This is a genomic window from Microbispora sp. H10830 (assembly GCF_014161375.1).
In the GTDB taxonomy this organism is placed as follows: Bacteria; Actinomycetota; Actinomycetes; order Streptosporangiales; family Streptosporangiaceae; genus Microbispora; species Microbispora catharanthi.
In genome coordinates this window covers 1-14,155 of record NZ_JABBWX010000002.1, presented here as the reverse complement: position 1 = coordinate 14,155, position 14,155 = coordinate 1, and the positions used below count along the sequence as shown (strand labels likewise).

Sequence of the window (14,155 nt, the reverse complement as noted above, 5' to 3'; positions counted from 1 at the left end):
AATCAATTCAAAGCCCAGGCGGGGAAAACGGTCCCTGGCCTGGGCTCTTGAGTGGGTGGAGCCTAGGGGATTCGAACCCCTGACCTCCTGCTTGCAAACACGTAAGCCGATCATGATCGGCCTGCGTCTTTGCTGCTTGGGCAACTGATCACGCTCTCTGTGACTCCCTCTACTCCCCCTTGATCACCGCCCCATCGGGCACGCAACGGGCACGCCGTCCGGGAGAACTCTTCCTCATCAGGACTGTTCACCGCGCGATCACGGGCTCGGGTTGTGCTCTCGACCAGTGCTGGACGGTCGTTGGTGTGAACCGTCCTGTGCGTCCGCTGCACTGCCAGGCACGCAGGCCCGCACGTACTCCCTGCTGGTGATCATCCCGGAGCCGGAGGCCCCCGCCGGAGGCATTATCTGGCGAGCGGCGAGTGTCGGTGCTAGTCGGTTCTAAGCACCTCAGTGAATACCATCCGGTGCCCACGTGCAGTGTCCATGTACTCACGAACTCGGTGGATCAGCCCTTCTTGCAACTCGAAGATGAAGCAGTAGTCGTTGACGTAGGAGTTTCCGTTCGCCAGGGTCGCGCTCATTGTCTCCTCCACGATCACGCGGTCTCCTTCGGCATAGACGCCGCGGAAGGAGACGGAGACATCTCGTGCAAAGAGCCGGGGGAAGTCGTTGGCGATGAATTGGGCGATCGCACTCCTGCCGACCATGTGGCTCGGAACGTCCAGCGCGACAGCGGTTGCGTTGCCTGCCGGAGCCAACCATTCGGCATCTTCAGTGAAGTAGGCCGCAATCCTCTCAAGATCATGGTTAGCGAAGGCTCGCCACGCGCTCAGCACGATCTCCCGGTTGTCCCGTGTCATTCCGCAGAGAGTAGGCGAGGCAGGGTCGGTGGACTAGCGGAAATCGGACGTCATCACCCATTGGGAGGGCGTCCAGCCCGAGGAGTGCGGGTCGGTTGCGAGACTACCCCTGACGACCGCACCCCTGACCGACGGGCTGGCAACGAATTCCCGGACCCTTCATTGCCGCTCCCGCTCCTTCAGCCTCAGGCGGGAGCGTGGACTGTCCAGCACCTGGTGGCGGCGGTGCGGCGCTCGTACGGGGGATGCTTGGGTACGGCGGGCTGGTGTGCGGCAGGCGGCGCGAGCCGCTGCCGGCCGGGACCGGCCCCCAGGCCGCACGCCCGGACGGCGGGCGAGCGATGCGCCGCGGTGCGGCGGCGCGCCGCACCGCCGCCCTTGACAGCCTCGCGCGAGGACAACTCAAGAGTGGATCGGGCACGCAACGGGCACGGAAGAGCACGAAGGCCGATCAACGATCAAAGCCCAGGTGGGGAAAATGGTCCCTGGCCTGGGCTTTCGAGTGGGTGGAGCCTAGGGGATTCGAACCCCTGACTTCCTGCTTGCAAAGCAGGCGCTCTGCCAGCTGAGCTAAGGCCCCTTAGCGGGTGCGAACTGCGCAAACACGCAGATCCACAAGCCGCCGGTGCGTACACCGTAGCAACAGCCCGCACCCGAGCGCCACTCGATACCGCGCCGTGCCGCTCACGTGGCCCTCCGCACCGGGGAAGACCGCAAAAACGAGCCGGCGATCAGGAGGCCGAGGTGGCCACCGGTGACGCGCCGACCTCGTTGCCGAGGACGAGCCCGGGGAAGTCGGCGATGGACTCGATGATGTGAGTGGCGCCGCCGCCGAGCAGACGGTCCTTGCTGTGGACGCCGGTGAGCACTCCGGCGACGATCGAAGCGCCCGCGCGCCGGCCGCACAGCATGTCGCTCTCGGAGTCGCCCGCCACCGCGACCTGCCTCACATCGTCGATGCCGGAACGCAGGACGGCGGTGAGCACCATGTCCGGGTAAGGACGGCCACGTCCGGCGTCCTCGGGACACAGTGCGAGATCCAGCATGTCGACCCAGGCGAGGGTGCTCAGCACCCGTCCCAGGGTCGCACGGCTGAATCCGGTGATCAGGGCGATCTTCAGGCCCGCGTCACGCAGCTTCGCTACGGCCTCGACGGTCCCCGGCAGCGGCACGAGCCCGGTCCGTTCGATGGCTCCCTCGTAGGAGCGCTCGAAGGTCAGGTTCGCGGCCTGCGCCTGGGCCTCGTTGCCGGGGAAGATGCCCCGGAAGACCTCGATTTTGGGACATCCCCGGGACCTGTGCACATGCACCATGGCACGGGCATAGGCGCTGGTCCCGGGGACGATGCCCTGCGTGGCGATCGCCTCGGCGAACGCCCGTTCCACCATGTCGATGTCACCGATCGTGGTCCCGGCCAAGTCAAGACAGGCCAGCTTCACGGGGCTCATTCCCGTACCCTTGCCACGATCAAGCACCATCCCTGGTGGTCAGTTCTCGCTGCCGGTGGCCTCGGTCCACAGATCGAGCTCGGCGCGGTCGGCCTGCACCTTACGCCAGACCAGAAGTCCGCCGACGGCGACCAGAGCGAGAACAAGCAGCTTCTTCACGGTGTGACCCCACTTCTCGACGGTCTCACCTGCCGGGTGAGACAACGCCCGGTTCTACGGTTCCCTGCAGCCTAGCAAGGCTTCGGCGCCCAACCTGGATTGCCCGAAATTTCGGTGAATCAAAATCATGATTACGGCTCGCCCGCCTGGCCTGCCGTCCGACCCTGGCAGCAGGGCGGCGAGATCAGAAGTGCCCAGCTCACAGTGGCGCTAACCATGCCTGCAGGCGGTGTTCGGGGAGATGGGGAAGCCTGATTTCGGTCAGGCGGTCCGCGCTCCGCTCTCAGCGGAAGTCAGATGTCGATCAGGGAAGGGTCACGCAGAGGCGGATCGTCGTTCCCTCGGCCCCCGTACGCACGACGAGGTCGGCCAGGCGGTTCATAAGCCACAATCCACGTCCCCCGAAGTCGAACCGCGTCGCCGTCTCCTCGCGATCCAGCGCCTCGTCGGGAATGCCGGGGCCTTTGTCGGTGATCTCAGCCACCAGCACTCCGGCCTCACGCCACATGGCGATTCCCCGCGGCGGGGAGCCATATCGGACGGCGTTGGTGACCGCCTCATGCACCGCGAGCACGAAGTCCTCCAGGACCACGCCCTCGAGCCCGGCCTCCTGCGCCGACACCATGACGAGATGCCGCACCCTGGTGACCGAACTTCGGTCGAACTCCAGGCTGAGCAGGCTGCCCGCCAAGGTTCTCACCGCCCTCCTGCTTGCCCCACGGTGTGGTAGTACTCCATTTACCGCCCACGCGCACCTGACACGTATTTTCGGGTACGGCTTGCGCCACAGTCTCCTGCGGCGTGCGGCAGCGGAGGTCGCGCACGTGACGCTAGCGCATCGTCACAGCTCCGTCATGAGCTGCCGCAGCATCCGCTTAGTCTCCGACGCGGGTTTGGCCTGGATGCACAGGCGTTCCATGACTGCGAGGTAGCGGTCGATGTCCTCCCGCTTTTCCAGGTAGATGGCGCTGGTGAGCTGTTCGAGGTAGACGACGTCAGGCAACCCGACCCCCGCGAAGCGCAGGATGCTGAACGGCCCTCCGGCGGCCGCGTGCCCGCCGGCGCTGAACGGGATGATTTGGAGCGTTACACGAGGCAGGGCGATCATTTCGAGCAGGTGCTCGATCTGGGCCCGCATGACCTCGGCCCCGCCCACCGGACGCCGCAGCACGGCCTCGTCGATCACCGCCCACAGAACGGGCGAATCCGGGCGGACCAGCACCTCCTGACGGTCCATCCGCAGCCGGACGCGGCGCTCGATCTCCTCGTTCGACGCGTCGGGATGGCCGAGTCGCACGACCGCTTCGGCGTACCCGGGGGCCTGCAGCAGCCCGGGCACGAACTGCACCTCGTAGCAGCGGATGGCGCTCGCGGCCTGCTCCAGGCCGACGTACGCCTCGAACCAGGAGGGCAGGACGTCGTCGTACTTGTGCCACCAGCCGGGGGCGTTGGCCTGGGCGACGAGCGAGAGCAGCGCCTCCCGCTCGCTCTCGTCGGTGACGCCGTACAGGGTGAGGAGGTCGGCGACGTCACGGCGGCGGAACCCGACGCGCCCGAGTTCCATCCGGCTGATCTTCGAGTGGGAGGCGCGGATGGCGTGGCCGGCCTCCTCCAGGCGGATGTGCCTGCTCTCACGGAGCCGTCGCAGTTGGGTGCCGAGCAGAATGCGCAGGACAGTCGGGCTGCGGCGCGACCGTGCCGTCAGGTCGAGCGGGTGAGGCACACCCTCGGTAGGGGCCGCAGTCATATGGGGTCCTTTGAGGTGCACCGATGTTTACGCCACGTTCACGATACTCGCCACGTCGGCCCGCGCAAGTGGCGAGATCATTTCTCCACTTCACCAAGAAGAAGGTCGTCGAATTCGCCCTCCTTGGCGGAGCGGAGGAATGCGGCCATGTCCTGAAGAGGAACGATCAGCGCCGGCCCCGCCGGGTGCCGGGAGTTGCGCAGGGCCACCCGGCCGTCGGGCAGCGCGGCGATCTCGACGCAGTTGCCGCTCGGATTGCTGTGCCGGCTCTTGCGCCAGGCCTGCTGCCCCAGGTGAGATGAGGGCATTCCGTTGTAGATCACGGACACGGGGCACCTCGTTTCGGAATCCGAGCCCAACCGACGACATTCGTGCGTTTGCACGTGCATCTGTACTTGCACAGGAGCATCAATGGGAGCAGTATGACTTACTGAGTCATCCCGCCACATGGTCGACATCAACCTCATAAGGCTCTCAATGACTGGTTATCGGACAGACCGAGCTTCCCTCGCAGAAGCCGATAGCGTTGCCCGGGATCCCTGGCTCGGCACGCTTGCGCAGGTCTTTCCGGAAGGCAAGCGCTGGCCTTGGACCTGCGGCGAAGAGCCGTGTGGTGTCCCCCAGGTGGCCGTGCACGAGTTCCACCGTGAGAGTCTCGCCGCGCGCACCGCGCGGCACTTCACCGCCGGGGTGCTGCGGACCTGGTCCATGGAGGACGTCGCCGACGACGCCGCGCTCGCGGTCTGCGAACTGGTCACCAACGCGCTGCGCCACGGCCTGCGGCACCAGGCCATCCACCCCTTGCCGGTGCGCCTGTTGATGTTCCGTTCGTCCCGCGCGCTGCTGTGCATGGTCACCGACCCCAGCACCGACGCGCCGGTGCTGCGCGAGCCCGACTACGTCGCGGAGACCGGGCGCGGCCTGCAGGTCGTCGCCGGTGTCAGCCGCATGTGGGGCTGGGCGCGGCTACGCCCCGTCGGCAAGGCCGTCTGGGCCGGATTCACGGCCGACGCCGCCGGCTACCGCTGATCCCTCCACCCGAGAACGCCGCCGGAGAAGGCCGATCGGGAAGGCCCGACGGCCGGCAGGGAAGGCCTGAAGGCCGGCCCCGCCGCCGACACCATCCACGCCATAGGCCCAACACGCGCCACGAATCCTCACTTAGGCCCGTCTTACACCGGTAATATCGGTCATGAGGGCTGAACGGAGGATCATGCCGGGTTTCCCCCCGGTCGAGCCTGTGGGTTTCGACCCGTCCGTCCCGAACGAGGCCCGGGTCTACGACTACTGGCTCGGCGGGAAGGACAATTTCGCCGCGGACCGCGAGGCCGCAGAGGCGGCGCTGCTGATCGCGCCAGAGCTTCCCCTGATGTGCCGCGAGGGGCGCAAGTTCCTGCGCAGGTCCGTACGGTTCCTGGCCGCCGCCGGGATCCGTCAGTTCATCGACATCGGCTGCGGCCTGCCGACCCAGGGCAACGTGCACGAGATCGCACGGGAGTGCGCCCCCGACGCGCGCGTGGTCTACGTGGACAAAGACCCCGTCGTGGTCAACCACGGCCAGGCGCTGGTGGAGGACAACGAGCGCGTCGTGGTGATCCGCGGCGACGTACGCGACCCGGACTCGATCCTCACGCATCCACGGCTGCGGGAGCTCGTCGACCTCGACGAGCCCGTGGGCGTCCTGCTCGTCGCGGTCCTGGCGGCGATCAACGACGACGACCTCACATTGGCCATCACCGCGCGCCTGCGCGAGGCGATCGCACCCGGCAGCTATATGGCCATCAGCCACGCGATCTCCGACCTCCGGCCGGAGGTGACGGACAAGCTCGCCCTGCTTTTCGCCAACGAATGGGCGGTCAAGGACGACGGCCGCCTGCGGCTGCCCACCCGGGCCGAAATCCTGCCGTTGTTCGGCGACCTGGAAATGGTGGAGCCCGGCCTGGTCCAGGTGCCCGAATGGCGGCCGGAGCCCGACGAGCTCCGACCGCCGAAGGACGCGGTCTGGGCGGTCGGCGGCGTCGGCCGAAAACGTTGAAAGCGCCAGTTCTTTGATCTTCGTTGAATATTAACCGAGCTAACCATTGACAGATGCGCTGTCGGACGGCCACGCTCAGTGAGTATTTCCACTCCCAGCGAGGAGGTGGGACCGTGACGACGTTCACCGTGTCCTGCTTCGAAAACACGCGCCCACGACGGGCGGACATCGCGTCTTACACCGGTTCGCCGTGCCGGTGCGGCTCGTGAATCCAGCCGCCGGTCACTGCGGCGTTCTCTACACGGACACCTACCTCAGCGTCAGGTGGTCCGATGCGGACTCCTCGGTGATCCTCGATGGCGAGGTCGACGTCTCGAACAGCGCCGCCCTGGCGACCGCGCTCGCCGAGGCGAGGAGCGAGCGCGGCGAGATCACCGTCGACACGGTCGCTCTGCGGTTCATCGACCTGGCGGGACTGCGGGCTCTGCTGGCTCCGGCGTCCCCCGCGGCGGGCGACGCCGTACGGCTGCGCAACGTGCCCCCCTACCTGTGCCGCCTCATGGAGATGCTCGACGGGTGACGGCCCCGCCCGCCAGGCTCAGGCGAGCAGCCGCCGCGCCAGCGTCTCTATCCTGTCCCGCCATGCCTGCAGAGGCCCCGCGGGGTCGGACAGGCCGGTCTCGGTGACGACCAGCCGGGCGCCGTGCCCGGTGCCCCGCGACAGTTCCCAGCGCACGCGCCTGCCCTGCTCACCGGACTCCACGTACGCGGGAAGCTCGGCAGCGGATTTCCCGACGGCCGTGACGATCCCCTCGCCAAGGCCGTCGGGCACCGGTGCCCCAAGCGTCGCGGCAGGCGCGCCGGCGGCCGTCCAGACCTCCTCGACCGGCCGGGTGAGCTGGCGCTCGAAGCGCACCCGCCATTCGCCGCCCGCCTGCTCGCCCGCCTGCTCGCCCAGCTGCTCGCCCGGCTGCTCGGCCATTCGCTCGGCCACGCCCTCGGCCAGCCCGAACGCCTCCACGTACGCCTCATGGAGGTGGGCGAAGTTCCCCTCGGGCCACTCGGCAGGCCGTCCGCCGACGATCGCCTCCATGGCGTCGAGGCAGACCTGCCAGCCGGACGCGTAGCTCGCCGCGGCCGGCCGGTCGTGGAAGATCTGGGTGAAGACGAGCAGGCAGCCGCCCTCCTCCGGCAGCAGCTCGAAGCTCAGGAGGTTGTCGCCCTCGCGCGGCATCTCCCGCGGCGAGTGCTGGAGGAAGGCGAACAGGCGGGGCGGGTCGAGCTCGGTGATCTCGGCGTCCATCGTCATGCCGCCGCCGTCGAACATGATCTTTCCGCCCACCCGCAGGTCCATTTCGACGACCGTGAACGGGAACCACCGGCCGAGCCGGTCGGGCTCGGTGACCGCCCGCCAGACCTGCTCCGGAGGATGGGCCAGCCTGCGCTCCATGCGCAGCGACGGCCGCCCGTCGAACATGCCGAGTGTCGCGTTCACGGTGTCTCCTCTGAATGGTCGGGCATCGCGTCCAGGTGCCGTTCCAGCGCGTCGAAGCTCTCCGACCACAACCGCCGGTAGGGCGCGAGCCAGGCGTCGATCTCGGCGAGCGGCTCGGGGCACAGTTCGTACCACCGGCGCTGGGCGTCCCTGCGCACACGGACCAGCCCGGCCTCCCGCAGCACCTTGAGGTGCTTGGAAGTGCCGGGCTGGGTCAGGCCGAGCCGCTCGGTGAGCTCCCCGACCAGGCGGGGACGTTCGAGCAGCAGGTCGAGGATGCGCCGCCTGGCGGGCTCGGCGAGTACGTCGAAGGTCACTGACACGCCTTCGAACATACTCCATCAGCTATATACCCGCAACTGCATATACTCAGCTCGCGATCTCGTTCAGCTCTTTCAGCGCCGCCTCGTCCGGTCGCCATGCCGCCGCCGCGACGTTGGCCTTGATCTGCTCGGGCCGGGTCGCCCCCGCGATCACGGAGGAGACGGCCGGCTGCGCGAGCAGGCCGCCGATCGCGACGTCCAGCAGGGTCACCCCCTGACGCTCGGCGAACTCCCGCAGCCGCTCCACCACCTCGAACCGCGCGCCGGTCAGATACTGTGGCCGGCCCGCGAGGCGGGTGCCCGCCGGCGGCTCCTCCCCGCGCCGGTACTTGCCGGTGAGCAGGCCGTTGGCCAGCGGGAAGTACGGCAGCAGGCCGACGCCGTGGTGCAGCAGCGCCGGGACGAGTTCCTTCTCCACCCGCCGGTCGAGCAGGCTGTACTCGTTCTGCGCGCTCACGAAACGCTCGAAGCCGCCGGTGCGGGCGATCCAGTCCGCGTCGGTGACCTGCCAGGACGCGAAGTTGGACGAGCCCACATAGCGGACCTTGCCCTCCCGCACCAGGTCCGTCAGCACCGACAGGGTCTCCTCGATCGGCGTGGACGGGTCGGGGAAGTGCAGCTGGTAGAGGTCGATCCAGTCGGTCTTGAGGCGGCGCAGCGACCGCTCGACCGCCAGACGGACGTACCGCCGCGAGGTCCTCGCACCCCAGTCGGGCCCGTTGGCGCCGTTCACGTCCCCGCCGAACTTGGTGGCGATGACGACCTGGTCACGCCGCCCCTTCAGCACCTCGCCGAGCAGCGTCTCCGACTCGCCGTAGATGTCGGCGGTGTCGATCAGCGTGACGCCGGCGTCGAGCGCCGCGTCGACCACGGCGCGCGTGGCGTCGAGGTCGATCCTGCGGCCGAAGTTGTTGCCGCCGAGGCCGAGAGCCGAGACGACGAGTCCTGAGTCGCCCAGCCGCCGGTAGGTCATTTCGGTCATGCCCCTGCATCCCTTTCTCGCGGAGCCCCTCCCAGCGGGGAGAGCTCTCCTCACCGTATTTCGGCCCCCTTCGGCAGCGGACGCCGGACCGTCCGCGAGAAGATGCCGGACATGACCTCCGTACGGCACAGCGTCCGGGCCATCCTGTTCGACGGCGACGACGTCGTCCTGTTCCGGCGCGTACGGCCGGGGCGGGAGCCGTATTGGGTCACGCCGGGCGGCGGGGTGGAGCCGGCCGACGCCTCTCCCGAGGCGGCGCTGCGCCGCGAGCTCGACGAGGAGCTCGGAGCGACGGCGGGACCGGCGCTGCACGTGTTCACCCTCGTCGAGCCCGGCCGATTGAGCACGGTCTTCGCCTGCCGGCTGGTGTCGCTCGACCTGTCGCGCCGCAGCGGCCCGGAGTTCCTCGAACCCGACATCGGCCTGCACGAGGTGCGGCGCGTGCGCCCGGAGGAGGTGCGCGCGCTCACCATGGTGCCGCCCGAGCTGGGGGAGTTCATCTCCGCGAACGCCGCGACCCTGCCCGCGCTGCTCGACGCCGCGACGTACGCCCCGGGCCGCTACCGGCCGATCGTCGACGTGCACCTGATGCTCACGGACGGCGAGAAGGTGCTGCTCGGCCGCCGCCAGGGCACCGGCTACGCCGACGGGGAGTGGCAGATCATGCCGTCCGGGCACCTGGAGGAGGGGGAGTCGGTGGTGGACACCGCCGTGCGGGAGGCCCGCGAGGAGCTCGGCGTCGAGGTGGACGACTGCGAGGTGGTTCACGTGATGCACCATCGCAACGCGGGCGGGACGGCACGCATCGGGATGTTCCTCGTGCCGCGCTCCATCACCGGCACGCCGGTCAACGCCGAGCCGCACAAGTGCGCCGAGCTGGCGTGGTTTCCGCTGGACCGGCTGCCCGAGCAGACCGTGCCGTACGCGCGGGCGGGCGTCGAGGCCGTGCGGCGGGCACTCGCCGCGACCCCGCCGGGCCTCCCCGCGGCCGCCGATGCCGCCCTGGTCGCTTCCAAGGCGCCGGTCTTCTCCCTGCACGGATGGGACGTCCCGGGCTCCGCCGATCTGGCGGCCGAGGCCGTACGCGCCGGATTCGAGGAGGTCACGGTCTGCCTGACCGGCTGGCTCGACGGCGCGGTGCTCGTCCACTCCGACGACGAGACCGACCGCCTGCCCGCCACGGTCGTACGGCCGGGCGAGGGAGTGATGGCGGCGCTGGCGCGGCTCGCCCCAGTGGGGGAGGTGACCTTCGCCGGCGCGGACGACTACGTCTCGCCCCGAGGACTCACCGGACGCCGTCTCGCCTTCTCCGCCCGGCTGACGGAGGTGCCCGAGGGCATGGTCCCGCTCCCGGCCGGGTCGCTCGGACGCCTGCCGTACGGAGAGGGGGTATTCGTCCGCCGCGCCTCTTCGGGGCTTTTGTACGGCCTGTCCGGTCGATAGCCTGGTGCGGGGCGTGCCGGGAAGTCTGGTCGGCGAAGGGGTCTCCCATACCCGAGGGACCGTACCGGCGACCGGAAGGCAGACGTGAGCACAGCCACACGTGGCAGGCAGGTGAGAGCATGCGTGCCCGGGATCTCGTAGTGCCGATCCCCACCGTGGAGCTCGACTCCCCCGTGACCGACGCCGCTCGCCTCATGGCCGAGCGCGAGCTGCCCGGGCTGATCGTGCTGGACGAGCGCGGAGCACCGGTGTCGATCCTGCCGGGCACGCAGGTGCTGCGCCTGGCCGTGCCCCGCTACTGCCAGGACGACCCCGCGCTGGCCCGGGTGATCGACGAGGCGCACGCTGACGCGTTCGTCCGCGCGCTGGGCGAGCGCACGGTCCGTCAGGCGATGCCGGAACGGCCGCGCGAGCTGCCGGTGACCGATCCCGACGCCACGCTCCTGGAGGTCGCCGCGCTGATGGCGCGCACCCGCAGCCCCCTGGTCGCGGTGCTCGACGGCGACCGTCTGCTGGGCGCGGTGACGCTCTCCGCGCTGCTCAAGCGGCTCACATGACGGTGACCGCATGGGTGGCGGCGATCGTCTTCGTCGCCACGTACGTCCTTATCGCCAGCGAGAAGGTCCACCGGGTCAAGGCCGCCCTGGGCGGCGCCGCGATCCTGCTGCTCGTCCACGCGACCACGGCCGGCTCGGCGTTCTTCTCGCAGGAGTCCGGCGTGGATTGGAACGTCGTCTTCCTGCTGCTGGGCATGATGATCATCGTCGGTGTGCTGCGGCAGACCGGCGTGTTCGAATACCTCGCCATCTGGGCGGCCAAACGGGCCAGGGGATGGCCGTTCCGGCTCATGGTGCTGCTCCTGGTGATCACGGCCATGGCGTCGGCGCTGCTGGACAACGTCACGACCGTGCTGCTGATCGCGCCGGTCACGTTCCTCGTCTGCGAACGCCTCACGCTGCCGGTCGCGCCGTTCCTGATCGCCGAGGCGATGGCGTCCAACATCGGCGGCACCGCGACCCTCGTCGGCGACCCGCCGAACATCATCATCGCCTCCCGCGCCGGGCTGACCTTCAACGACTTCCTCGTCCACCTCGCGCCGCTGGTGATCGTGCTGACGGCGGTCTTCATCGGACTGTGCCGGCTGCTGTTCCGCAAGGCGTTCCGGTACGACCCCGAGCGGGCGGCCGAGATCATGCAACTGGACGAGCGGGCGGCCATCCAGGACAAGGTCATGCTCGTGCAGAGCCTGTCCGTGCTCGGCGTGGTCGTCGCGGCGTTCGTGCTGCATCCGGTTCTGCACTACGAGCCGTCGGTCGTGGCGCTGCTCGGGGCGGGGCTGCTCGTGCTGGTCACAAAGATCACCACCGACGACGCGCTGCGCGAGGTGGAGTGGCCGACGCTGGTGTTCTTCGCCGGGCTGTTCGTGATGGTCGGCGCGCTCGTCGAGACCGGCGTGATCGCCCAGGTGTCGCGGGCGGCGGCGGAGGCGACGGCCGGGCGGCCCGGAGTGACCGTCATGGTCCTGCTCTGGGCATCGGCCGGGCTGTCCGCGATCGTGGACAACATCCCTTATGTCGCCACGATGAGCCCGATCGTGGCCGATCTCGCGCACCACGTGCCCGGCGGCGACCACAACGTGCTGTGGTGGGCGCTCGCGCTCGGCGCCGACCTCGGCGGCAACGCCACCGCCGTGGGCGCCTCCGCCAACGTCGTCATCCTCGGCATCGCCGAGCGCAACGGCGCGCGGATCAGTTTCTGGCAGTTCACCAAATATGGCCTGGTGGTCACCGTCGTCACGGTGGCCCTGTGCGTGCCGTACCTCTGGCTGCGCTACCTCATGTAGGCCCGGCGGGCCCTCGAAAGGGGGCCCCTTCTGACGCGGAAATACGGTAGGGGGGTATGGTGTTCTCGTCAGTGAGGCACGAGCTATCGGAGTGATCGTTATGACCAGCACCTACACCGTCACCGGCATGACCTGCGGCCACTGCGTCAGCTCGGTCAGCGAGGAGGTCGGCGCGGTCGCCGGCGTGACCGACGTCCGGGTGGACCTCTCCTCCGGCCTGTTGACGGTCGAGACCGACGGCGGCGTCGACGACAAGGCCATCGTGGCGGCCGTCCGGGAGGCCGGATATGACGTAGCGGGTGTCTCGTGAACACCCCCGCCCGGCTCGGACGCGGATGGACGGATCCACGGTGATGACGGACGACCTCGCACCGGGCCGGGTCAGTAAGCTCGGGTTCACGGTGAGCAAGGACGGCAGGCCCGCCGGCGACCTCGAACCACCATCTGGGCGCGATCCGCGCGGGCGACCCGGTCTACCTGCACGTGCCCCCCGAGGACGCGACGTCGGGCGGCGCGACCTTCGCCGCGCCGGTGCCGGGAGGCAGGGACTATCGCCTGCTCCCGGACTTCACGCACGAGGGGACCGTCCGCACCGCGGCCTTCACGGTTCACGCGGAAGCGGCGGGGCACAGCCGTTGACGGCACGACGCGAGAGGAAGGAGTGGTGATGTCGGCGACAACCGGTGACCGGCCGTCTGGCGCGGTCGAGCTTTCGATAGGCGGCATGACCTGCGCGTCGTGCGCGAACCGGATCGAGCGCAAGCTCAACAAGCTGGAGGGCGTGTCCGCGACGGTGAACTACGCCACGGAGAAGGCCAAGGTGACCTTCCCTGTGGAGTTGGACCCGCAGACGCTGGTCGCGGAGGTGGAGAAGGCCGGATACACCGCCAGGCTGCCCGAGCCGCCCACACCCGAGCAGGCGCCCGGGGAGCCGGAAGACGAGCTCGCTCCCCTGCGGACCCGGCTATTGGTCTCCGTCGTGCTGGCGGTGCCGGTGATCGCGATGGCGATGATCCCGGCGGTGCAGTTCACCTACTGGCAGTGGCTGTCGCTGACGCTCGCCGCCCCGGTCGTGGTCTACGGCGGCCTGCCCTTCCACAAGGCCGCCTGGACCAACCTGCGGCACGGCACCGCCACGATGGACACCCTCGTCTCGCTCGGCACGATCGCCGCGCTGGGCTGGTCGCTGTGGGCCCTGTTCCTGGGCGATGCCGGCGTGCCCGGGATGAGGCACGGGTTCGACCTGACCATCACCCGCAGCGACGGCTCGGGCAACATCTACCTGGAGGCCGCGGCCGGGGTCACCGCGTTCATCCTGGCCGGGCGCTACTTCGAGGCGCGTTCCAAGCGGCGTGCCGGTGCGGCGTTGCGTGCGCTGCTGGAGTTGGGCGCCAAGGATGTGGCCGTGCTCCGCGACGGCCGGGAAATCCGCATCCCCACCAGTGACCTCGCGGTGGGTGACCGTTTCGTCGTCCGGCCGGGCGAGAAGATCGCCACCGACGGCATCATCGAGGAGGGCACCTCTGCCGTCGACGCCTCGATGCTGACCGGTGAGTCGGTCCCGGTCGAGGTGCGGGCCGGGGATGCGGTGACCGGGGCGACGGTGAATGCGGGCGGCCGGCTGGTCGTGCGGGCCACCCGGGTCGGCTCCGACACCCAGCTCGCCCAGATGGCGCGGCTGGTGGAAGACGCCCAGACGGGCAAGGCGCAGGTGCAGCGCCTGGCCGACCGCATCTCCGGGATCTTCGTCCCGATCGTCATCGCGTTGTCGGTCGCCACCTTGGGGTATTGGCTCGGCACCGGGCAGGGCGCCGGGGCGGCCTTCACCGCCGCGGTCGCGGTGCTGATCATCGCCTGCCCCTGCGCGCTGGGGCTGG

Annotated in this window: 18 protein-coding genes and 1 tRNA gene; 9 read left to right on the top strand and 10 right to left on the bottom strand. The window is 69.2% G+C overall.

The window, feature by feature from the left end:
- Positions 1–431: 431 nt before the first annotated feature.
- The 7 genes from HHX35_RS04820 to HHX35_RS04795 form a co-directional block, all read right to left on the bottom strand.
- Positions 432–863, bottom strand: coding sequence for a nuclear transport factor 2 family protein (locus HHX35_RS04820; protein WP_182897812.1), 432 nt, complete (start codon positions 861–863; stop codon positions 432–434).
- Between the two features lie 507 nt (positions 864–1,370).
- Positions 1,371–1,443 (bottom strand) — tRNA-Ala (locus tag HHX35_RS04815).
- Positions 1,444–1,594: 151 nt separating this feature from the next.
- Positions 1,595–2,311, bottom strand: coding sequence for an HAD family hydrolase (locus HHX35_RS04810; RefSeq protein ID WP_041952967.1), 717 nt, complete (start codon positions 2,309–2,311; stop codon positions 1,595–1,597).
- Between the two features lie 39 nt (positions 2,312–2,350).
- Positions 2,351–2,470, bottom strand: a complete 120-nt coding sequence (locus tag HHX35_RS42490; protein ID WP_208802288.1) for a DLW-39 family protein — start codon at positions 2,468–2,470, stop codon at positions 2,351–2,353.
- A 304-nt stretch (positions 2,471–2,774) separates the two neighbouring features.
- The gene (locus tag HHX35_RS04805) at positions 2,775–3,170 is read right to left on the bottom strand and encodes an ATP-binding protein (RefSeq protein WP_052400103.1); all 396 of its coding nucleotides are present in this window, start codon (positions 3,168–3,170) and stop codon (positions 2,775–2,777) included.
- 141 nt (positions 3,171–3,311) lie between these two features.
- Positions 3,312–4,217 carry a helix-turn-helix transcriptional regulator gene (locus HHX35_RS04800; RefSeq protein ID WP_052400104.1) on the bottom strand — a complete coding sequence of 302 codons (906 nt, stop codon included), beginning with the start codon at positions 4,215–4,217 and terminating at the stop codon, positions 3,312–3,314.
- A 77-nt stretch (positions 4,218–4,294) separates the two neighbouring features.
- On the bottom strand, positions 4,295–4,525 hold the full coding sequence (locus HHX35_RS04795; protein ID WP_041953044.1) for a DUF397 domain-containing protein: 231 nt from the start codon (positions 4,523–4,525) through the stop codon (positions 4,295–4,297).
- A 316-nt stretch (positions 4,526–4,841) separates the two neighbouring features.
- Between HHX35_RS04795 and HHX35_RS04790 the strand changes: the two genes are divergently transcribed.
- The 3 genes from HHX35_RS04790 (at position 4,842) to HHX35_RS04780 (ending at position 6,772) form a co-directional block, all read left to right on the top strand.
- Positions 4,842–5,246, top strand: a complete 405-nt coding sequence (locus tag HHX35_RS04790; protein ID WP_041952968.1) for an ATP-binding protein — start codon at positions 4,842–4,844, stop codon at positions 5,244–5,246.
- A gap of 184 nt (positions 5,247–5,430) precedes the next feature.
- A complete protein-coding gene (locus HHX35_RS04785) occupies positions 5,431–6,252 on the top strand; it encodes an SAM-dependent methyltransferase (protein ID WP_041952969.1) in 822 nt (273 codons plus the stop codon).
- A 205-nt stretch (positions 6,253–6,457) separates the two neighbouring features.
- Positions 6,458–6,772 (top strand): STAS domain-containing protein, encoded by a 315-nt coding sequence (locus tag HHX35_RS04780; RefSeq protein WP_182897811.1) that lies wholly within the window; start codon positions 6,458–6,460, stop codon positions 6,770–6,772.
- An 18-nt stretch (positions 6,773–6,790) separates the two neighbouring features.
- Here the strand turns inward: HHX35_RS04780 and HHX35_RS04775 are convergent, their stop codons facing one another.
- Genes HHX35_RS04775 through HHX35_RS04765 form a run of 3 tightly spaced genes read right to left on the bottom strand, consistent with a single transcriptional unit; the run spans position 6,791 to position 8,992 of the window.
- On the bottom strand, positions 6,791–7,687 hold the full coding sequence (locus HHX35_RS04775) for an SRPBCC family protein (RefSeq protein WP_310738899.1): 897 nt from the start codon (positions 7,685–7,687) through the stop codon (positions 6,791–6,793).
- Positions 7,684–8,004, bottom strand: a complete 321-nt coding sequence (locus HHX35_RS04770) for a helix-turn-helix transcriptional regulator (RefSeq protein WP_396779683.1) — start codon at positions 8,002–8,004, stop codon at positions 7,684–7,686. The genes HHX35_RS04775 and HHX35_RS04770 overlap by 4 nt, the downstream gene beginning before the upstream one ends.
- A 52-nt stretch (positions 8,005–8,056) precedes the next feature.
- Entirely contained in the window at positions 8,057–8,992 is a 936-nt protein-coding gene (locus HHX35_RS04765) for an aldo/keto reductase (protein ID WP_220505067.1), read from the bottom strand.
- Positions 8,993–9,103: 111 nt separating this feature from the next.
- Here HHX35_RS04765 and HHX35_RS04760 point away from each other — a divergent pair, with 111 nt between their 5' ends.
- The 6 genes from HHX35_RS04760 to HHX35_RS04735 all read left to right on the top strand — a co-directional run.
- Complete coding sequence (locus HHX35_RS04760) at positions 9,104–10,435, top strand: NUDIX domain-containing protein (RefSeq protein WP_259404811.1); 1,332 nt, start codon at positions 9,104–9,106, stop codon at positions 10,433–10,435.
- A 119-nt stretch (positions 10,436–10,554) separates the two neighbouring features.
- Positions 10,555–10,992: a CBS domain-containing protein gene (locus HHX35_RS04755; protein ID WP_041952971.1), complete on the top strand. Its 438-nt coding sequence runs from the start codon at positions 10,555–10,557 to the stop codon at positions 10,990–10,992.
- A complete protein-coding gene (locus tag HHX35_RS04750; protein ID WP_182897810.1) occupies positions 10,989–12,278 on the top strand; it encodes an ArsB/NhaD family transporter in 1,290 nt (429 codons plus the stop codon). The genes HHX35_RS04755 and HHX35_RS04750 overlap by 4 nt, the downstream gene beginning before the upstream one ends.
- 100 nt (positions 12,279–12,378) lie before the next feature.
- Complete coding sequence (locus tag HHX35_RS04745; RefSeq protein ID WP_041952973.1) at positions 12,379–12,588, top strand: heavy-metal-associated domain-containing protein; 210 nt, start codon at positions 12,379–12,381, stop codon at positions 12,586–12,588.
- 173 nt (positions 12,589–12,761) lie between these two features.
- Positions 12,762–12,917, top strand: coding sequence for a hypothetical protein (locus tag HHX35_RS04740; protein ID WP_182897809.1), 156 nt, complete (start codon positions 12,762–12,764; stop codon positions 12,915–12,917).
- A gap of 28 nt (positions 12,918–12,945) precedes the next feature.
- Positions 12,946–14,155: cation-translocating P-type ATPase (locus tag HHX35_RS04735; RefSeq protein WP_182897808.1), on the top strand; the 1,210-nt coding region annotated here is incomplete at its 3' end.

Bases quoted from the DNA above. Each gene is read 5' to 3' on its own strand.
- HHX35_RS04795 (WP_041953044.1), bottom strand. From the start codon at position 4,525: ATGCCCTCATCTCACCTGGGGCAGCAGGCCTGGCGCAAGAGCCGGCAC.
- HHX35_RS04760 (WP_259404811.1), top strand. From the start codon at position 9,104: ATGACCTCCGTACGGCACAGCGTCCGGGCCATCCTGTTCGACGGCGAC.
- HHX35_RS04800 (WP_052400104.1), bottom strand. From the start codon at position 4,217: ATGACTGCGGCCCCTACCGAGGGTGTGCCTCACCCGCTCGACCTGACG.
- HHX35_RS04750 (WP_182897810.1), top strand. From the start codon at position 10,989: ATGACGGTGACCGCATGGGTGGCGGCGATCGTCTTCGTCGCCACGTAC.
- HHX35_RS04785 (WP_041952969.1), top strand. From the start codon at position 5,431: ATGCCGGGTTTCCCCCCGGTCGAGCCTGTGGGTTTCGACCCGTCCGTC.
- HHX35_RS04745 (WP_041952973.1), top strand. From the start codon at position 12,379: ATGACCAGCACCTACACCGTCACCGGCATGACCTGCGGCCACTGCGTC.
- HHX35_RS04755 (WP_041952971.1), top strand. From the start codon at position 10,555: ATGCGTGCCCGGGATCTCGTAGTGCCGATCCCCACCGTGGAGCTCGAC.
- HHX35_RS04765 (WP_220505067.1), bottom strand. From the start codon at position 8,992: ATGACCGAAATGACCTACCGGCGGCTGGGCGACTCAGGACTCGTCGTC.
- HHX35_RS04820 (WP_182897812.1), bottom strand. From the start codon at position 863: ATGACACGGGACAACCGGGAGATCGTGCTGAGCGCGTGGCGAGCCTTC.
- HHX35_RS04810 (WP_041952967.1), bottom strand. From the start codon at position 2,311: ATGAGCCCCGTGAAGCTGGCCTGTCTTGACTTGGCCGGGACCACGATC.